The organism is Achromobacter sp. Marseille-Q4962 (assembly GCF_943737005.1).
In the GTDB taxonomy this organism is placed as follows: domain Bacteria; phylum Pseudomonadota; class Gammaproteobacteria; order Burkholderiales; family Burkholderiaceae_B; genus Achromobacter.
Genome location: NZ_CALSFU010000006.1, coordinates 197091 through 215805, shown reverse-complemented (window position 1 = coordinate 215805; position 18715 = coordinate 197091). Strand labels below are relative to the sequence as shown.

20 protein-coding genes are annotated in these 18715 nt (G+C 69.5%); 15 read left to right on the top strand and 5 right to left on the bottom strand.

From position 1 onward, the window contains the following. Positions 1-175: 175 nt before the first annotated feature. Positions 176-1213, top strand: coding sequence for a 2-isopropylmalate synthase (locus NGJ44_RS07425; RefSeq protein WP_251863563.1), 1038 nt, complete (start codon positions 176-178; stop codon positions 1211-1213). Here the strand turns inward: NGJ44_RS07425 and NGJ44_RS07420 are convergent. After that, positions 1161-2051 (bottom strand): LysR family transcriptional regulator, encoded by an 891-nt coding sequence (locus NGJ44_RS07420; protein ID WP_251863562.1) that lies wholly within the window; start codon positions 2049-2051, stop codon positions 1161-1163. The two genes, NGJ44_RS07425 and NGJ44_RS07420, sit on opposite strands and share 53 nt — an antisense overlap. 137 nt (positions 2052-2188) lie before the next feature. Between NGJ44_RS07420 and NGJ44_RS07415 the strand changes: the two genes are divergently transcribed. Next, complete coding sequence (locus tag NGJ44_RS07415; RefSeq protein WP_251863561.1) at positions 2189-2740, top strand: GNAT family N-acetyltransferase; 552 nt, start codon at positions 2189-2191, stop codon at positions 2738-2740. Further along, positions 2737-3930 carry an MFS transporter gene (locus NGJ44_RS07410; RefSeq protein ID WP_251863560.1) on the top strand — a complete coding sequence of 398 codons (1194 nt, stop codon included), beginning with the start codon at positions 2737-2739 and terminating at the stop codon, positions 3928-3930. Before NGJ44_RS07415 ends, NGJ44_RS07410 begins: the two co-directional genes overlap by 4 nt. A 7-nt stretch (positions 3931-3937) precedes the next feature. On the opposite strand, the gene queC is transcribed toward NGJ44_RS07410, so the two are convergent. Then, positions 3938-4654 (bottom strand): 7-cyano-7-deazaguanine synthase QueC, encoded by a 717-nt coding sequence (gene queC, locus NGJ44_RS07405; RefSeq protein ID WP_251863559.1) that lies wholly within the window; start codon positions 4652-4654, stop codon positions 3938-3940. Positions 4655-4833: 179 nt separating this feature from the next. Between queC and ppc the strand changes: the two genes are divergently transcribed. The 4 genes from ppc (at position 4834) to NGJ44_RS07385 (ending at position 11310) form a co-directional block, all read left to right on the top strand. Then, a complete protein-coding gene (ppc, locus tag NGJ44_RS07400; protein WP_251863558.1) occupies positions 4834-7716 on the top strand; it encodes a phosphoenolpyruvate carboxylase in 2883 nt (960 codons plus the stop codon). 293 nt (positions 7717-8009) lie between these two features. Beyond that, entirely contained in the window at positions 8010-8939 is a 930-nt protein-coding gene (locus NGJ44_RS07395) for a 3-hydroxyacyl-CoA dehydrogenase family protein (RefSeq protein WP_251863557.1), read from the top strand. A gap of 192 nt (positions 8940-9131) precedes the next feature. Beyond that, positions 9132-10472 carry a short-chain fatty acid transporter gene (locus NGJ44_RS07390; protein WP_053243848.1) on the top strand — a complete coding sequence of 447 codons (1341 nt, stop codon included), beginning with the start codon at positions 9132-9134 and terminating at the stop codon, positions 10470-10472. A 109-nt stretch (positions 10473-10581) separates the two neighbouring features. Then, the gene (locus tag NGJ44_RS07385) at positions 10582-11310 is read left to right on the top strand and encodes an SDR family NAD(P)-dependent oxidoreductase (RefSeq protein WP_251863556.1); all 729 of its coding nucleotides are present in this window, start codon (positions 10582-10584) and stop codon (positions 11308-11310) included. 44 nt (positions 11311-11354) lie between these two features. On the opposite strand, the gene NGJ44_RS07380 is transcribed toward NGJ44_RS07385, so the two are convergent. Continuing rightward, on the bottom strand, positions 11355-12134 hold the full coding sequence (locus NGJ44_RS07380) for an IclR family transcriptional regulator (protein ID WP_053243849.1): 780 nt from the start codon (positions 12132-12134) through the stop codon (positions 11355-11357). A 195-nt stretch (positions 12135-12329) separates the two neighbouring features. Between NGJ44_RS07380 and NGJ44_RS07375 the strand changes: the two genes are divergently transcribed. Genes NGJ44_RS07375 through NGJ44_RS07350 form a run of 6 tightly spaced genes read left to right on the top strand, consistent with a single transcriptional unit; the run spans position 12330 to position 16179 of the window. Next, entirely contained in the window at positions 12330-13019 is a 690-nt protein-coding gene (locus NGJ44_RS07375; protein ID WP_251863555.1) for a 3-oxoacid CoA-transferase subunit A, read from the top strand. After that, positions 13016-13660 (top strand): 3-oxoacid CoA-transferase subunit B, encoded by a 645-nt coding sequence (locus NGJ44_RS07370; RefSeq protein WP_053243850.1) that lies wholly within the window; start codon positions 13016-13018, stop codon positions 13658-13660. Before NGJ44_RS07375 ends, NGJ44_RS07370 begins: the two co-directional genes overlap by 4 nt. A 58-nt stretch (positions 13661-13718) precedes the next feature. Further along, positions 13719-13994, top strand: coding sequence for a muconolactone Delta-isomerase (gene catC / locus NGJ44_RS07365; protein WP_053243851.1), 276 nt, complete (start codon positions 13719-13721; stop codon positions 13992-13994). A 17-nt stretch (positions 13995-14011) separates the two neighbouring features. Next, positions 14012-14308, top strand: coding sequence for a YciI family protein (locus tag NGJ44_RS07360; RefSeq protein ID WP_251863554.1), 297 nt, complete (start codon positions 14012-14014; stop codon positions 14306-14308). A 46-nt stretch (positions 14309-14354) separates the two neighbouring features. Beyond that, positions 14355-15134 carry a 3-oxoadipate enol-lactonase gene (pcaD, locus tag NGJ44_RS07355; RefSeq protein WP_053243853.1) on the top strand — a complete coding sequence of 260 codons (780 nt, stop codon included), beginning with the start codon at positions 14355-14357 and terminating at the stop codon, positions 15132-15134. A gap of 4 nt (positions 15135-15138) precedes the next feature. Then, positions 15139-16179, top strand: coding sequence for a cyclase family protein (locus NGJ44_RS07350; protein WP_053243854.1), 1041 nt, complete (start codon positions 15139-15141; stop codon positions 16177-16179). 57 nt (positions 16180-16236) lie between these two features. On the opposite strand, the gene NGJ44_RS07345 is transcribed toward NGJ44_RS07350, so the two are convergent. Then, a complete protein-coding gene (locus NGJ44_RS07345) occupies positions 16237-16560 on the bottom strand; it encodes a PsiF family protein (protein ID WP_251863553.1) in 324 nt (107 codons plus the stop codon). A gap of 259 nt (positions 16561-16819) precedes the next feature. Here NGJ44_RS07345 and NGJ44_RS07340 point away from each other — a divergent pair, with 259 nt between their 5' ends. Together NGJ44_RS07340 and NGJ44_RS07335 are read left to right on the top strand one after the other, a co-directional pair. Further along, on the top strand, positions 16820-17158 hold the full coding sequence (locus NGJ44_RS07340; RefSeq protein ID WP_251863552.1) for an FxLYD domain-containing protein: 339 nt from the start codon (positions 16820-16822) through the stop codon (positions 17156-17158). A gap of 184 nt (positions 17159-17342) precedes the next feature. Then, positions 17343-17993: a carbonic anhydrase gene (locus NGJ44_RS07335; protein WP_053243856.1), complete on the top strand. Its 651-nt coding sequence runs from the start codon at positions 17343-17345 to the stop codon at positions 17991-17993. A 13-nt stretch (positions 17994-18006) separates the two neighbouring features. On the opposite strand, the gene NGJ44_RS07330 is transcribed toward NGJ44_RS07335, so the two are convergent. Then, on the bottom strand, positions 18007-18714 hold the full coding sequence (locus NGJ44_RS07330; RefSeq protein WP_235488761.1) for a GntR family transcriptional regulator: 708 nt from the start codon (positions 18712-18714) through the stop codon (positions 18007-18009). Between the last annotated feature and the right edge of the window lies 1 nt (position 18715).

Below are 18715 nucleotides of genomic sequence, written 5' to 3'. Positions count from 1 at the left end.
GGGCATGGCCGCGCCCCGCGCGGCGGGCCGGGCCTGCGGCCCGCGCCGACTAGCGCCCGGCTGCCGGGCCGCGCGCTCCGTGGCCGCCCGGCAGCCCAGGGCCGCATAGCACGCCCTGCCGCCACCTTCCCGACGATTCATCCGCCGGCCCCGCGCCGCGCGGCAGGAGCCTTTCATGCTGCAACATCCCGAACGCAAGTACCGCCCCATCATTCCCTTCGCCCGCGACTACGCCGAACGGCGCTGGCCCGCGCGCCGCCACGACACGGCGCCGGTGTGGATGAGCACCGACATGCGCGACGGCAACCAGGCGCTCATCGAACCCATGGACGCCGCGCGCAAGCTGCGCTGCTTCGAGCAACTGGTGGCCCTGGGCCTGAAGGAAATCGAAGTGGCGTTTCCCTCGGCTTCCGACACGGACTTCAACTTCACCCGCAAGCTGATCGAGGAAGACCGCGTCCCCCAGGACGTGACCATCGAGGTGCTTACCCAGTCGCGGCCCGATCTCATCGCGCGCACCTTCGAGGCGCTGCGCGGCGCGCGGCGCGCCATCGTGCACCTGTACAACCCCATCGCCCCGCAATGGCGGCGCATTGTGTTCGGCATGACCCGGGCCGAGATCAAGGAAATCGCGCTGGCCGGCACGCGCCAGATCCGCGAGCTGGCCGAGGCCGATCCGGGCACGGAATGGATCTACGAATACTCGCCCGAAACCTTCAGCCTGGCCGAGCCCGAATTCGCCCTGGAGGTGTGCGATGCCGTCAGCGCCATCTGGGAGCCCACGCCGCAACGCAAGATGATCGTCAACCTGCCGTCCACGGTGGAGTGCTGCACGGCCAACGTGTATGCGGACCAGATCGAGTGGATGCACCGCCGCCTGGCCCGGCGCGACAGCATCGTGCTCAGCGTGCATCCGCACAATGACCGGGGCACGGCGGTGGCGTCGGCCGAGCTGGCCGTGCTGGCCGGCGCCGAGCGCGTGGAAGGCTGCCTGTTCGGCAACGGCGAGCGCACCGGCAACGTGGACCTGGTGACGCTGGCGCTGAACCTGGAGCGCATGGGCGTGGCCAGCGGGCTGGATTTCTCCGACATGGCCGCCGTGCGCGCCTGCGTGGAAGCGTGCAACCGGCTGCCGGTGGATGTGTTCCACCCCTATGCGTTCACCTGGCCAGCGCCAGCAGCCCTTCCTGCAGGTGGCGCAAGCCGCGGCTGAGAGGTTTGTCGCGCCGCACGACCAGCGCCAGCTCGCGCGCCAGCCTGGGCGCGAGCGGCCGCACGGCCAGGGACTCGCGGCGGCCGGCCCCGCTGACCGCCAAGCGGGGCAGCACGGCGCAGCCCAGCCCGGCCGCCACGATCTCCTTCATGGCCTCGGTACTGCCCAGTTCCATGCTGGGGCGGCAGGCCACGCCGGCCGCCTCGAACCAGCCGTCGACCAGGGTGCGCGTGCGCGCGCCGGGCTCGAACAGCACCAAAGGCCGGCCGGCCAGCGACCGGGGCGTCGCCGGCTCCGGCGCCAGGCCCGCTTCGCCCGCCGGGAAAATGGCGACGAACTCGTCTTCCATGAGCGGCGTGACCTGGAACATGCGGCCCGGCGCGGGCAGGGTCACCAGCCCGATGTCGAGCTGGTTGTTTTCCAGCGCGCGCAGCACGTCGGCCGTATTGCCCGTGCTGGCGACCACGTCCAGCGCGGGAAACCGCCGCCGCAGCGCCGCCAGCGGGGAGGGCAGCAGATAAGCGCAGGCCGTGGCCCCGCAGCCCAGCCGCAGCCGCCCCGACACCTGCGACGCATGCGCGTTCACGGCCTGTTCGGCCCGCGCCAGCGCCGCGTCGATGACGCGGATGTGCGTCAGCAGTTCGGCGCCGGCCGCCGTGGGACCGGCGCGCCGCCCCACCCGTTCGACCAGTTTCAGGCCATAGCGGCGCTCCAACTGCCGCACCTGCAGGCTCACGGCCGGCTGCGTGAGGCCGTTGCGCTCGGCGGCCGCCGAGAAACTGCCCAGTTCGATCACCTGCGCGAAGACGCGCAGATGGTCCAGATTCAAGCCTCGCATGCCGTGCTCCGGCCCGCCCGGCGCGGCGGGCGGAATATCAAAGTTTTCGTTATGAAAATGATAATAAACCAAAGCTTCTTTAATACCCGGAGTTGCGCGACACTTGCTCGTTCCTGTCCCTTTCCCGCGCAGCATCCATGTCCGCCTCCGCCCCCGCTCCCACCGTCCTCATCCGCGACAGCGTCGATGCCGACCTGCCCGCCATCAAGGCCATATACGCCTACCACGTGGAGCACGGCACGGCCTCGTTCGAGCTCGAGCCGCCCTCCATCCAGGAAATGCGCCAGCGCCGCGCCGGCGTGCTGGAAAAAGACATGCCCTATCTGGTGGCGGAAATCGGCGGCGAAGTGGTGGGCTATGCCTACGTCACGCCCTACCGCCCCCGCCCCGCCTACCGCCACACGGTCGAAGACTCGGTCTACGTCAAGGCGGGCCGCGCGGGCCTGGGCATCGGCGGCAAGCTGCTGTCGGCCCTGATCGAACGCTGCACCGCCGCTGGCTGGCGGCAGATGCTGGCCGTGGTGGGCGACAGCCGCAACGCCGCCTCGCTCGCCCTGCACGCGAGCCGGGGCTTCCATCCGGCGGGCACGCTGCGCTCCGTGGGCCACAAGCACGGCCAATGGCGCGACACGGTGCTGATGCAGCGCGCGCTGGGCGAGGGAGACGCCACTCCCCCGCAGCGCCCATGATCTCCCCGCGCGCCGTCGCCTGTCTGGGCCTGGCGCAGCTGATCGGCTGGGGCGTCACCTTCTACCTGATCGGCGCGCTGGGGCCGTCCATGGCGGCGGACCTGGGTTGGGAACCCGCGCTGGTGTATGGCGGCTTCTCGGCCGCGATCGTGGTCATGGCGGCGAGTTCGCCGCTGGCCGGACGGGCAGTGGACCGCTGGGGCGGGCGCCGCGTCATGCCGGCCGGCGCGGCGCTGTCGGCGGCCGGCTGCGCCGCGCTGGCCGCCGCGCACCACCCCGCGCCCTATTTCGCCGCCTGGGCGCTGCTGGGCGTGGGTATGCGGCTGTGCCTGTACGACGCGGCCTTTGCCTCGCTGGCGCGCGCCGTCGGACCGCAGGCGCGCCGGCCCATGGCGCAGATCACGCTGTTCGGCGGACTGGCCTCCACCCTCATGTGGCCAGCGGGCCATGCCCTGGCGGCCTGGCTGGGCTGGCGCGGCGCGGCCCTGGCCTATGCCGGCCTGGCCCTGCTCACGCTGCCGCTGTACCTGGCGCTGCCGCGCCGCCGCTATGCCCAGGCGCCCGCCGCGGGCGGCGACGGGCTGGGGCTGGCGCGCGATCCCGGCGCGCAGCGGGTGGCGGGCGTGCTCTACGCCGCGCTCGCCATGCTGACCACCTTCCTGGCCGCGGGCAACGCCGCGCATCTCATCGCCATTCTGCAAGGGCTGGGGCTGGGCGCGGCGGCGGCGGTGAGCATCGCCGCCCTGTGGGGCGTCGGCCAGTTCGCCGCCCGCCTGGCCGACGTGGCGCTGGGCGGCCGGCTGCATCCGCTCGCGCTGAACCTGGCCGTCTGCGCCGCGCTGCCCGCCTGTTTCGCGCTGGCGCTGACGGCGGACGGACGGCCGGCGGCCGCGGGCGCCTATGCGCTGCTCTATGGGGCCTGCAACGGCCTGCTGACCATCGCGCGCGGCACCCTGCCGCTGGCCCTGTTCGGCTTTCGCGGCTACGGCGCGCGGGCGGGCCGGCTGCTGATTCCCAGTTTCCTGCTGACGGCGGCCGCGCCGGTCGCCTATGCCGAGCTGATCCGCCTGGGCGGAGCCCACGCGGCGCTGCGCGTGTCCGCCGGGCTGGCCGCGGCCATGCTGGCGGCCGCCTGGCTGCTGTGGCGCCGGTTCGCGCCCGCGCACGCCAGCCGCCAGGCGGCGCGGTAGGCGGCGGTCAGCCGCCGGTCTTGCCGGCCTGCCACTTTTCCCAGCCGGCCAGGCGCAGCTTGCAGGCCGGGCACGCGCCGCAGCCGTACCCCCAGGCATGGCGCGCGCCGCGCTCGCCCAGGTAGCAGGTGTGGCTGTCCTCGACCACGATTTCCACCAGCGCCTGGCCGCCCAGCGTCTTGGCCAGCGCCCAGGTCTCGGCCTTGTCTATCCACATCAGCGGGGTTTCGATGGTGACGCGCGCGCCCAGGCCGAGGCCCAGCGCCACCTGCTGCGCCTTGATCGTGTCGTCGCGGCAGTCGGGGTAGCCGGAGAAATCGGTTTCGCACATGCCGCCCACCAGCACGTCGAGCTGGCGGCGGTAGCCCAGCGCGGCGGCCAGGGTCAGGAACAGCAGGTTGCGTCCGGGCACGAAGGTGTTGGGCAGGCCGTTGGCCTGCATCTCGATTTCGCGCTCGCTGGTCATGGCCGTGTCGCCCACCTGGCCCAGCACCTTGAGGTCGAGCAGGTGGTCTTCGCCCAGGCGCGCGGCCCATTGCGGAAAGCGCGCCCGCAGCGAGGCCAGCACCTGCCGGCGCGCATCGAGCTCGATGCGGTGGCGCTGGCCGTAGTCGAAGGCCACGGTTTCCACATGGGCATAGCGCTCCAGCGCCCAGGCCAGGCAGGTGGTGGAGTCCTGGCCGCCCGAGAACAACACGAGCGCGCGGCGTTGATGGTTTTGCATAAAGGGGGGTTACGGAAATGCGAAGGCGGCAAGCGCCGATATCGGCAATGTAACGCAGCGGCGGGCGTTTTCCGCGCGCAAGCCCTGCGTACAATCGTCGGGTCGTTTTTCCGTTTGCCGCACCCGAAGCCAATACCGCACCCCTTCCTGCCATTTCTTTCCCGACGGATTCCCGCCCGATGAAAGCCCTACGCCCGCAGTCCGCTTCCGACGAACCCTTGCGTCACGACATCCGGCTGCTGGGCCGGCTGCTGGGCGAAGTCATCGCGGAATGCGAAGGCAAGCGCGTGTTCGACACCATCGAAACCCTGCGCCGCACCGCCGTGAAGTTCCGCCGCGAGGGCCGGCAGGCCGACGGCAAGCTCCTGGAGAAGCGCGTGCAGCGCCTGCGCGGCAGCGATCCCAATTCCGTGGCGCGCGCCTTCAGCTATTTCCTGCACCTGTCGAATATCGCCGAAGACCGCGACCAGAACCGCAGCCAGCGCGCGCGGGCGCTGGCCGACGACGCGCCGGCGCGCGGCAGCCTGCGCGAAGCCGTCCAGACCCTGGCCGGCCAGGGCGTGAGCCTGGCGCGCGTGCGCCGCCTGCTGGCCGAAGCCTGCGTGATGCCGGTGCTCACCGCCCACCCCACCGAGGTGCAGCGCAAGAGCACGCTGGACGTGCACCGCGAGATCGCCGCCGCGCTGGCGCAGCGCGGCGGGCCGCTCACGCCGTCCGAACTGGCCGAGCTGGACGCCGCCCTGCTGGGCCGGGTGGCCACGCTGTGGCAGACGCGCATGCTGCGCTACACGCGGCTCACCGTGGCAGACGAAATCGAGAACGCGCTCTCGTACTACCGCAGCACGTTCCTGCAGGTCATCCCGCGCCTGTATGCCGACCTCTCGCGCCTGGTCAACCGCGAACAGCCCGCCCGCCCCTTCGCCGCGCCGCCGGCGCCGCTGGAGCCCTTTCTGCGCATGGGAAGCTGGATCGGCGGAGACCGCGACGGCAATCCCAATGTGGACGCCGGCACGCTGGAGCGCGCGCTGCTGCGCCAGGCCACGGTGCTGTTCGAACACTATCTGCAGGAGGTGCATGCCCTGGGCGCGGAGCTGTCCGTCACCACCCTGCTCATCGGCGCCGACCCGGCCCTGCTCGCGCTGGCCGAGGGCAGCGGCGACGACTCGCCCCACCGCAGCGACGAGCCCTACCGCCGCGCGCTGGTCGGCGTGTACGCGAGGCTTGCCGCCACGGCGAAGCGGCTGACCGGACAGGACCTGGCACGGCGCAGCACGGTCGAGGCCCGGCCTTACGACGCGCCCGGCGAGTTCGCCGCCGACCTGGCCGTGATCGCGGCCTCGCTGGCGGCCCACCATGGCGCGCCCATTGCCCGGCTGCGGCTGGCCGGCCTGCAGCAATCGGTGGCGGTGTTCGGCTTTCATCTCGCCACCGTGGACCTGCGCCAGAGCTCCGACGTGCACGAGCGCGCGCTGGCCGAGCTGTTCGCGCGCGCCGGCGCGCAACGCGACGGCGCGCCGCTGGACTACCTGGCGCTGCCCGAGGACGAGCGCGTGGCGCTGCTGCGGGCCGAGCTGGCGCAGGCCCGGCCCCTGGCCTCGCCCTGGATCGCCTACAGCGAGGAAACCACCCGCGAGCTGGCCGTGCTGCGCGCGGCCGCCGAAGGACGCGCCCGCTACGGCAGGCAGGCGGTGCGCCAGACCATTGTTTCGCACACCGAGACGCTGAGCGACCTGCTCGAAGTCATGGTGCTGCAGAAAGAGGCCGGGCTCATCGCGCCGGCCGGCCAGGAGATTCCGCCCGAAGACGGGCTGATGGTGGTGCCGCTCTTCGAAACCATACCCGACCTGCAGCGCGGCCCGGAGATCATGGCCGCCTGGCTGGACCTGCCCGAAATCCGCGAGCGCATCCTGCGCGCCCAGGGCGGCACGCAGGAAGTCATGCTGGGCTATTCCGACAGCAACAAGGACGGCGGCTACCTCACCTCGAACTGGTCGCTGTACCAGGCCGAACGCGCGCTGGTGCCGGTCTTCTCGGCGCGCGGCGTGCGGCTGCGGCTTTTCCACGGCCGCGGCGGATCGGTGGGCCGCGGCGGCGGCTCCAGCTTCGACGCCATCCTGGCCCAGCCGCCGGGCACGGTGGCCGGGCAGATCCGCCTCACGGAACAGGGCGAGGTCATCCAGAGCAAGTACAAGGACGCCGAGGTGGGCCGCTGGCACCTGGAGCTGCTGGTGGCCGCCACGCTGGAATCCAGCCTCGCCCCGCGCGCCGAGGCCGACAGCGCGGAAGACGCCCACATGGCGCGCCACGGCGACGCCATGGCCTATATGTCGGAAGTGGCCCAGCGCACGTACCGCGGGCTGGTCTACGACACGCCGGGCTTCGCCGACTATTTCTTCGCCGCCACGCCCATCAGCGAAATCGCCGGCCTGAACATCGGCTCGCGTCCCGCCTCGCGCAAGAAGGGGCAGCGCATCGAAGACCTGCGCGCCATTCCGTGGGGATTTTCCTGGGCCCAGTGCCGGCTCATGCTCACGGGCTGGTACGGCATGGGCTCGGCCATCGAAGCCTATCTGGAAGAAGGTGCGGCCGGCTCAGGTGCGGCCGGCTCAGGTGCGGCCGGCGTGCCCCGTTCGCGCCGCGCCCGCCTGGACCAGTTGCGCGAAATGGCCCGCGACTGGCCCGGCTTCCGCACCCTGCTCTCCAACATGGAAATGGTGCTGGCCAAGTCCGACCTCGCCATCGCGGCGCGCTATGCGCAGCTGGTGCCGCGCCGCGCCCTGCGCGAGCGCGTCTTCGGCGCCATCAGCGCCGAGCATGCGCGCACGCTGGCGATGCTCAAGCTGCTGACGCGGCGCGAACTGCTGGCCGACAACCCCTCGCTGCAAGCCTCGCTGCGCGAGCGCTTCGCGTATATCGATCCGCTCAATTACCTGCAGATCGAGCTCATCCGCCGCCACCGCGCCACGCTGCGCCGGCCCGACGCCGCGCCCGACGAACGCGTGCAGCGCGCCATCCACCTCACCATCAACGGCATCGCCGCCGGCCTGCGCAACTCGGGCTGAACGCGGCAGGGCGACCCGTTTCCGGCACGGCCGCCGCCCCGGTTCCACCGGGGCTTGGCCCGCCCACCACCGTCCACGCAGCGGACAGGCTTCCGGGCGATTTGTCCACCCCTGGCCACTTTTAGTACTATCCCTGACATAAATTCTATATACGCACAAACGTTCGCATATAGAACAAATAATTTTCTGGCCCCGCGCACAGAAGGCACGCACGGAAGAGACGCCTGCAACAGATGCCCGGTTTCCCGTTCCGCCCGTCGCCGCATGCCGTGGCCTGGCTCTAGCGAACCGTCATGGAAACTCCCCTCAAGAATCTGGCCGTCGTCGGCGCGGGCGCAATGGGCAGCGGCATCGCCGCCCTGTTCGCCTCGAAGGGACTGCAGGTCGTCCTGATCGACCCGGTGGAAGGCGCCCTGCTGCGCGCCCTGGCCGTCATCGAACGGCAGCTCACGGTCTACGCGCCGGACGGCATCCGGCAGGCGCTCGCGCGCATCCGCACCTCGCCCGACCTGCAGGCCGCCGCCGGCAGCGAACTGGTGATCGAAGCGGTGCCCGAGAAGCTGGAGCTCAAGCGCGACATCTTTTCCCGGCTGGACGCCATCTGCGGCCCGCGGACCCTCTTCGCCACCAACACCTCCGGCCTGTCCATCAACGCCATCGCCAGCGCGGTTTCGCGTCGCGACCGCTTCGTGGGCACGCACTTCTTCACGCCGGCCGACGTGATTCCTCTGGTGGAAGTGGTGCGCAACGACGACACCTCGCCCGAAACCGTGGACCGCGTCATGGCGGCGCTGCGTTTCGCCGGCAAGCGCCCGGTGCTGGTGCGCCGGGACATCCCCGGCTTCATCGCCAACCGCATCCAGCACGCCCTGGCGCGCGAGGCGATCTCGCTGCTGGAGAAGGGCGTGGCCAGCGCCGAGGACATCGACGAAGTGGTCAAGTGGAGCCTCGGCATCCGGCTGGCGCTGTCCGGCCCGCTGGAGCAACGCGACATGAACGGCATCGACGTGCACTACGCCATCGCCAGCTACCTCTACAAAGACCTGGAAAACCGCCAGGAGCCCTCGGCGCTGTTGAAGCAGAAGGTCGAAAGCGGCCAGATCGGCGCCAAAAGCGGCCAGGGCTTCTACACCTGGAGCCCCGAGCGCCGCGAGCGGGTGCTGCGCGAGAAAAGCGCGGCGCTGGCCGAACTGGCCGAGTGGCTGCAGCGCAAGGCCGGCTGAACGCGGCCGCGCCCCAGGCACAGACCGCGAGCATTCATTTCCTACAAAGGCGCGGGGCACCGCCACCGCGCCGCCCGGCCAGGCCATCCGGCCCGGCCCCGTCCACGCAAAGAAACCGACCGTCCGCCGCGCGGCCCCGCCGCGCCCGGACCCAGAGAGAAACACGCCTTACCGGAGTTTGTTGGAGGCAACATGAATAGACTGGCTTCATTTTTCACGGAGCTGATGCGCAAGTATCTGCCCGATCCCTTTGTGTTCGCGATCGGGCTGACGCTGCTGACCGTGCTGCTGGCCATGGGCATCGAGGGCCAGAGCCTTTCGGCCATTACCACCGCCTGGGGCAAGGGCTTCTGGAGCCTGCTGGCCTTCACCACGCAGATGGCGGTGATCCTGGCCATGGGCTACGTACTGGCCACCGCGCCGCTTACCGACCGCCTGCTGGACCGCATCGTGAGCCACGTGCACCGTCCGCGCACGGCCATCATCGTGGCCACGCTGGTCGGCGGCATCGGCAGCTACCTGAACTGGGGCTTCGGGCTGGTGATCGGCGGCATCGTCGCCAAGAAGCTCGCGCTCAAGGTCAAAGGCGTGCACTACCCGCTGATCATCGCCGCGGCCTACAGCGGCTTCACCATGTACGGCCTGGGCCTGTCGGCCAGCATCCCGGTGCTGATCGCCACGCCCAATCACCCCACCGCCGCCCAGATGGGCATCGTGCCGCTGACGGAGACGATCTTCTCGGCGCCCATGCTGCTGACCAGTCTGGTCATCATCGTGACGCTGCCGCTGCTCAACGCCTGGCTGCATCCCAGGCAGGGCGAGAAAGTGGTGGAAGTGGACCCCGCCATCGACCGCGACGCGGCCGCCGCCAACGCCGGCGAGGACCTGCTCGAGAAGAACACCATTGCCTCGCGGCTGAACAACAGCCGCATCCTGAGCCTGCTGATCGGCCTGATGGGCGTGGGCTACGTCGTGCTGCACTTCTCCAATGGCGGCGCGCTGGATCTGAACCTCATCAATTTCATCATCCTGTTCCTGGGCATCCTGCTGCTGGGCACGCCGGCCGCCTACGTGGCCAAGCTCACCGAAGGCATCAAGACCATCTCCGGCATCATCCTGCAGTACCCGTTCTACGCCGGCATCATGGCCATCATGGCCGCCTCGGGCCTGGTGACCACCATCTCCAAGGTCTTCGTGGACGTGGCCACGCCCGCCACGCTGCCCTTCTGGGGCCTGGTGAGCTCCTTCGTCATCAACTTCTTCGCGCCCTCGGCCGGCGGCCACTGGGTGATCCAGGGTCCGTTCATGATCGACGCCGCCAAGGAAATCGGCAGCGCCATCAACCAGACCTCCATGGCCGTCATGCTGGGCAACGCCTGGAACGATCTCGTGCAGCCCTTCTGGATCCTGCCCGCGCTGGCGCTTTCCAAGCTGAAGCTGCGCGACGTGATGGGCTATACCGTCATCATGATGCTGTGGGTGGGGCTGATCCACATCACGGCGGTGCTGGCCTGGGGGTATGCCACGCATTGAGGGGCCCGCCCCCGAAGCGCCTTCGGCGGCGCCCTGCCCGGGGGAGGGCGCCGGAAGGCGGAAGGGCCGCGTTCTCTTGGGTGTTTGAATTCTGGGAAAGGAAAGCGACATGAGCAAACCTGCTGCGTATCTGGTGACGGGCGGAAGCGCCGGGATCGGGGCGGCGATTGTGCGGATGCTGCTCGATGCGGGGCATCGGGTGGTGAATATCGACTACAAGCTGCCGGAGAATCCGCCGGAAGGTCTGGTGTCGTACCAGGCGGACCTGACGGACGAGGCGCGCACGAAGGAAGTGGCGCGGGAAGTGACCGGGGCCTACAACATCGTGGGCCTGGTGAACAACGCGGGCGCTACGCGCCCGGGCACGGCCGACACAGCCACGCTGGCCGACCTGGACTACGTGGTCAACCTGCATCTGCGCACGGCGCTGATCCTGGTGCAGGCGGTGCTGCCGGCGATGCGCGAGGCGGGTTTCGGCCGCATCGTGAACATGTCTTCGCGCGCGGCGCTGGGCAAGCCGGACCGCGTGGTCTATTCGGCCACCAAGGCCGGGCTGGTGGGGCTGACGCGCACGCTGGCCATGGAGCTGGGCGGCGACGGCATCACCGTCAACGCCATCGGCCCCGGCCCCATCGCCACCGAGCTGTTCACCAAGAGCAACCCGGCCGGCGCCCCGCAGACCGAGCGCATCATCAAGAGCATCGTGGTCAAGCGCCTGGGCACGCCCGAAGACGTGGCGCGCGCCGCCATGTTCTTCCTGTCGCCCGACAACGGCTTCGTGACCGGCCAGATGCTGTATGTGTGCGGCGGCACGACCCTGGGCGTGGCCCCCATCTGAGGCCCGCGGCCATGACTGCCCGCCCGAACGCCTCCGCGCGCCGCCTAGCGGCGCAGCAGCGCGTGGTTGACCTGGTCGGCCGCGCGGCGCAGCGGCGGCAGAAAGGCCCGCAGCATTTCCTCGCGCGTGTAGCGGTTGGAATGGCCGCTGACGTTCATGGCCGCGATCACGCGGCCGCTGCGGTCGACGATGGGCACGGCCACCGATTGCAGGCCGGGCTCCAGCTCCTGCGCCACGCAGGCGTAGCCGTCGGCCCGCACCTGCGCCAGGATGCGCTTGAGCTGCGCGGCGTCGGTCACGGTGTCGGGCGTCAGCTTTTCGATGGCGCTTTGCGCCAGCACGCGGTCGAGCTCGGCTTCGGGAAGGCCGGCCAGCAGCACGCGGCCCATGGACGTGACCCAGGCCGGCAGGCGGCTGCCCACGGCCAGGTTGATGGTCATGACCTTGTGCGTGGACAGGCGCAGGATGTAGACGATGTCGGCGCCGTCCAGCACGGACACCGAGCACGATTCGCGCGTCTGCTCGGCCACCTCTTCCATGTACGGCAGCGCCAGGTTCCACAGCGGCGTGCCCGACAGGTAGGCGTAGCCCAGCTCCAGGATGCGCGGGGTGAGCGCGAACTTGCGGTCCGCGACCGTGACGTAGCCCAGGTGCGCCAGCGTCAGCAGGATGCGGCGCGCGCCGGCGCGCGTGAGCCCGGCGACGGCCGCCACTTCGGACAGCGTCATCTCGGAGCGGCCGGGGCCGAAGGCGCGTATCACGGACAGGCCGCGCGCGAACGATTGCACGTAGCTGTCGCTGGGTTGCAGGGAAGGCTCGGTCATCCGGAATGTGCGCAAAACAGAGGAAACACGCCCGTCTATCGCGGGCTGGGGACTGCAGGCGGGCAACCGCCAAACCGTGGACGATCGGGGAAGCCGGCGATTGACGCTCCCTGCTCGCCATGAAACGATGTTCTTCAGAAGAACGGAAGTTCTAAAGAAGAACAAATTATGACACGCCACCTATGAGCGAACACCATGATTTCTAAGCTTGTTGCAAGTGCGGCCGCCGCCCTGGCCGACGTGCCCGACGGCGCCACCGTCATGATCGGCGGGTTCGGCACCGCGGGCCAGCCCATGGAGCTGATCGACGCCCTGCTCGAACAGGGCGCCAAGGATCTCACCATTATCAACAACAACGCCGGCAACGGCACCACCGGCCTGGCCGCCCTGCTGGGCGCCAACCGCGTGCGCAAGATCATCTGCTCTTTCCCGCGCCAGGTGGATTCGCAGATTTTCGACGGCCTGTACCGCAGCGGCAAGATCGAGCTCGAACTGGTGCCGCAGGGCAACCTGGCCGAGCGCATCCGCGCCGCCGGCGCCGGCATCGGCGCGTTCTACACGCCCACCGGCTACGGCACGCCGCTGGCCGAGGGCAAAGAAGTGCGCGAAATCAACGGCCGCCACTACGTGCTGGAGTATCCCCTGCACGCCGACTACGCGCTGATCAAGGCGGAGCGCGGCGACCGCTGGGGCAACCTGGTCTACCGCAAGACGGCCCGCAACTTCGGCCCCATCATGGCCAGCGCCGCGCGCGTGGCCGTGGCGCAGGTGCGCGAGGTGGTGGAACTGGGCGAGCTGGATCCCGAAAACGTGGTCACGCCCGGCATTTTCGTGCAACGCGTGGTGCAGATCGGCGCCACCCCGGCCGCCAAGGAGCAGCAATGAGCAACAAACTGACCCGCGACGAAATCGCCGCCCGCGTCGCCCAGGACATTCCCGAAGGCGCCTACGTGAACCTGGGCATCGGCCTGCCCACGCTGGTGGCCAACCACCTGCCGGCCGGCCGCGAAGTCATCCTGCACACCGAGAACGGCATGCTGGGCATGGGCCCCGCCCCCGCCAAGGGGCAGGAAGACTATGACCTCATCAACGCCGGCAAGCAGCCCGTGACCGAACTGCCGGGCTGCTCGTTCTTCCACCACGCCGACTCCTTCGCCATGATGCGCGGCGGCCATCTGGACATCTGCGTGCTGGGCGCCTTCCAGGTTTCGCAGCACGGCGATCTGGCCAACTGGCACACCGGCGCGCCCGACGCCATCCCGGCCGTGGGCGGCGCCATGGACCTGGCCATCGGCGCGAAATCGGTGTTCGTGATGATGGAGCTGCTCACCCGCGACGGCCAGAGCAAGCTGGTCCAGACCTGCTCCTATCCCCTCACCGGCGTGCGCTGCGTCTCGCGCGTGTACACCGACGTGGCGGTGTTCGACATCCGCGCCGACGGCGTCACCGTCATCGACATGTTCGGCGACATGACCGCCGACGAGCTGCTTCGCCTGACCGGCCTGCCGCTCAAATTCTCCAACTGACCGCACCATCCCTCGCCCCGCCCGCCGCGGGGCGCTTCTTTCACAGGAGACGACCCTCATGCTGTTCATGGTCCAAATGCAAGTGAATCTTCCGCCCGACATGCCCGCCGAGCGGGCCGACAAGCTCAAGGCCGACGAAAAGGCCCTGGCGCAGAAACTGCAGCGCGACGGCAAGTGGAAGAACCTCTGGCGCGTGGCCGGCCGCTACGCCAACGTGAGCATCTTCGACGTGGAAAGCAACGACGAGCTGCATACGCTGCTGTCCTCGCTGCCGCTCTTCCCCTACATGGATATCCAGGTCACCGCGCTGGCGCGCCACCCCTCCGCCCTCTGACCGCACAGGAGCCCCGCATGCCGTACATCATCGAAACCTTCGACAAGCCCGGCCACCAGGACGTCCGCCAGCGGCACCGCGCGGAGCACCTGGCGTTCCTGGAAGCCAACAAGCAGTTGTTGCTGGCTTGCGGGGCCAAGCTGCACGACGACGGCAAGGACGCCGGCGGCGGCCTGTACGTCGTGGACCTCGACACGCGCGAGGCGGCGCAGCAGTTCATCGACGCCGACCCGTTCTCCAAGGCCGGGCTCTTCGAGCGCGTCAGCATCACGCGCTGGCGCAAGGCCTACGTGGACGGCGCCTGCTATCTGTAATCCCGGGGCGGCCGGCTGGCCGCCCCATCCGCATCAGGAATTCCCCATGTCTTACGCCGATCTCAGCCAGGCCAGGCTGTATTACGTTATCGATGGCCCCGCCGACGCGCCGGCGCTCGTGCTCTCCAATTCGCTGGGCACCTGCGCCGACATGTGGGCGCGCCAGGTTCCCGAACTGAGCAAGCATTTCCGCGTGCTGCGCTACGACACGCGCGGCCACGGCAAGTCTTCGGCGCCCGCCGGCGAATACACCTTCGCCCAGCTCGGCAACGACGTGGCGGAACTGCTCGCACACCTGGGCATCGCGCGCGCGCACTTCTGCGGCCTGTCCATGGGCGGCCCCACCGGCATGTGGCTGGCCCTGGAGCGCCCCGAGCTGATCGACAGGCTCGTCCTGTGCAACACCGCCGCCCGCATCGGCACGGCCGAAGGCTGGAGCGCGCGCATCGCCGCCGTCGGCGAGCAGACGCTCGAGAAAATGGCGCCCACGCTGGTGGAGCGCTGGCTCACCGACGGCTACCGCGCCGCCGAGCCGGGCCTGACCCAAGTCCTGGTCGACATGCTGCGCCGCACGCCCGACGCCGGCTACCAGGGCAACTGCGCCGCTCTGCGCGACGCCGACCTGCGCGACCGCGTGAGCGGCATCCAGGCGCCCACTCTGGTCATCTCCGGCACCCACGACCTGGCCGCCACGCCCGCCCAGGGCCGCGAACTGGCCGAGGCCATTCCCGGCGCCCGCTACGTGGAGCTGGACGTCTCCCACATTTCCAATTGGGAACAGCCCGAGGCGTTCACCCGCGAAGTGCTGGGCTTCCTGACGGAGTAACGCCATGCAGCGCTGGAAACACCGCCCCGAGGGCTCCAACTGGGGCGACTTCGGCCCCGACGACCAGCTCGGCCGGCTCAACCTCATTACCGAGGAGCAGGTGCTCAAGGGCGCCCGCGAGATCCGCGCCGGCAAGACTTTCTGCCTGTCGCTGCCCCTGGACCTGCCGGGCGGCAACGTGCTCAACCCGCGCCGCCATCCGCCGCAGCTCAGTCCGACGCGGCTGCAGGACACGCCCTATCTGAACTTCCCCCTGCGCAACGTCAACCCCGATGCGGTGGACGTGCTCAGCGACGACCAGGTGCTGCTGTCCATGCAGTACTCGACCCAATGGGACGCGCTGGCCCACGTGGGCGCCCTGTTCGACGCCGACGGCGACGGCCGCGCCGAGCTGCGCTACTACAACGGCTATCAGGCCGGCGTGGATATCGTGGGGCCGGCCGACGCCGAACACGCCGGCTGCGGCTGCGGCAGCGGCGGCGCGTCGGCCGCGCTGAAGCTGGGGGTGGAAAACCTGGCGCAAAAAGGCATGCAGGGCCGCGCCGTGCTGGTGGACCTGCTGCGCCATTACGGCGAGGGCCGCACGCTGGTGGGCAAGGCCGAACTCGCCCGCGCCATGGAAGCGGACGGCATCGAGGTGGAGCCCGGCGACATGCTGGTGCTGCGCACCGGCTACGCCGAGGCCGTGGTCGCCATGAACGGCAAGCCCGACGCCGAGACGCTGCACCATTACGGCGCCGCCCTGGACGGCACCGACGAGGCCCTGCTGCAGTGGATCACCGACAGCGGCATCGCCGCGATCTGCGCCGACAACTATGCGGTCGAGGCGTACCCCGCCCGCGAGAAGACCGGCCAGCGCCCCATGCTGCCGCTGCACCACCACTGCCTGTTCAAGCTCGGCCTGCCGCTGGCCGAGCTCTGGTACCTGAAGGACCTGGCCGAATGGCTGCACGCCAACGGCCGCCATCGCTTCATGCTGACCGCGCCGCCGCTGCGCCTGCCGCACGCGATCGGGTCGCCGGTGACGCCCATCGCCACCGTCTGACGGCGCGCCCTCGTCCGTCTGCGCGCAGACGGACGAGGGCGCACGCGGGCCGGACGTTCAGCCCTTCAGGCAGGTGCTCATGAAAGTCTTGCGCTTGTCGCCCGTGAGCTTTTGCTCGCCAGCCTTGGCGTTGCAGTCCTTCATTTTCTGCTGCTGGGGCGTGAGGGACTTGGCGGGCGCCTCGCCCTTCAGGCAACTGCTCATGAAAGTCTTGCGGTCGTCGCCCTTCTTGCCCTCGGCCGCCTTGTTGCACTCCGTCATGCGCTGCTGCTGCGCGGTGGGCGCCTTGGCGGGTTGGGCGGCCGTCTGCGCCAGCGCTGCGCCGCCGAATCCCACGGAAAGCGCGAAAGCCAGAGCCAGCTTGCGATTGCAGGAAAGCATGGGGTTTCTCCCTTGAACGCGCCCGCCCGCGCCGCACGGCCGGGCATAGGCTGGATCGATGCGCCGGCCTCTTGCCGGCGTAACGATCATCTGACAATCGGCAACGCCGCGCAAGCGGCGAAAGGCCAGGAATTGCAAGGACTTGCAGCCGGCTGCATTCAGCTCGCAGACAGTTGCGTGCCGGCCCGTTGCGGCCGGGCGCGGATTCGGGTGAGATAGGCGGCAACGCGGCCGCCGCGCCGCCCTCCGGGAGATCCCCATGAGAACCGCCATGGTCGTCCTGGCGCTGCTGGCCGCGCTCGCCGGCCCTCTCCACGCGCAAAGCCTGGCCTACGGCGTCACGCTGGGCAACCTGCAGGCCGTGCGCGACGCCTCCCGCAACGAATCCGTCATCACGGCGGTGCTGGCCAACCAGAGCGGCCGCGACATCCGCAACGTGCGGGTGACGCTGGTGCTGTACGACGCCGCCGGCCGCGAGGTCGGCCGCGTGCACGAAGACCGACTCGGGCCGATGGCCGACGGCGAAATCAAGCAGCTCAAGGCCGTGACGCCACTGGAATTCTCCCGCGTCACCGCCCTGGACGTGCAGGCCGATTGAGGCCCCGCGGGCGGGCCAAAACCCTGACGCATGCAGGGTTTAGCGGGGGGTGCGGCAGGGCAAGTGTGGGAAAATTCTGATCAGTCGACGCGATCAACCGGGGGCTTCCGCAGAAGCCCCTTGTTGTATCCGCCGTCCGCACGGCCCGCCATCCGAGACGGGCCCCGATATAGGAAGGCACATCATGTTCCCCAAAAGACTCTCAGAAGGCTATCAATCGTTCCTGGAAGGCCGCTTTCCTTCCGAACGCAGCCGCTACGAAAAACTCGCCGAGTCCGGCCAGAGCCCCGAAATCCTCATCATCGGCTGCTGCGATTCGCGCGTGTCGCCCGAGGTGATCTTCGACGCGGGCCCGGGCGAGATGTTCGTGGTGCGCAACGTGGCCAACCTGGTTCCGCCCTGCGACCCGGATTCCGAGTCCTCCTATCACGGCACCAGCGCGGCCATCGAGTTCGCGGTCAATGCGCTGAACGTCAAGCACATCGTCGTGCTGGGCCACGCCTCCTGTGGCGGCATCCGCGCCTTCTACGACGACGCCAAGCCCCTCACCAAGATCGACTTCATCGGCAAGTGGATGTCGCAGATCGCGCCCGTGGCCGAGCGCCTGGGCCCCGGCACCGGCGACCGCAACGCCAACATCAAGCGCCTGGAGCTCGCCGTCATCGAGCACAGCCTGCAAAACCTCATGACCTTCCCCGCCATCCGCCGCCGCGTGGAGAAAGGCGAGCTGGAACTGCACGGCACCTACTTCGGCGTCGCCACCGGCGTGCTGTTCCTGCGCGATCCCAAGACCGGCGAATTCCACCCCTGCCTGGAAACCGGCGCCCCCGCCTGAGGCGGACAGGCCGTCAGGGCCTGGCCTGCTGCGCGGCTCCCCGCGCCAGCCGTTCATAGTTGTTCTTGAGGATGATGCCGGCGTAGTACACGTGCTCGCGCATCAGATCCTCCGCGCGCGCGCCATCGCGCGCGACGATGGCGTCCACGATGCGGTGGTGGTCGTCGTGCGAACGCAGGATGATGCCGTGGTCGTCCCACAGGATGATGCGGTCCGAGGCATACGGAATGGCCTGCGCCTGCGCGGCGAAACGCTGCACCCAGGGATTGCCGGCCGCTTCCAGGATGCGGTTGTGCAGCGTGATGTTCACCCGCTGGTACGGCAGGTGGTCTTCCGGCAGCAGCACGCCCTTGCCCAGGATGCGGTCGCCCTCGTCCAGGCAGTTGCGCAGCACCGCCACCGTATCGTGCGTCAGGCCCCGCAGCGCGGCCTGGCGGCAGGCCAGCCCTTCCAGCACGGCCCTCACCTCGTATGCCGCCACGATCTCGCCCAGGTCGTAGGCCCGCACCGTGTAGCCGCGCTTGGGCAGGTGGTCGAGCAGCCCTTCATTGCCCAGCGTGGCCAGCGCCGCCCTCACGGGGGTGCGCGACACGCCCAGCATCTCCGCCAGCGGGATCTCTTCCAGCCGCGAGCCGGGGCTGAATTTCCCGTGCAGCACCCAGTCGCGCAAAGTGTCGGTAACGTGTTGCGATAGCGTGTCCATGGGCATCATTGTATACATG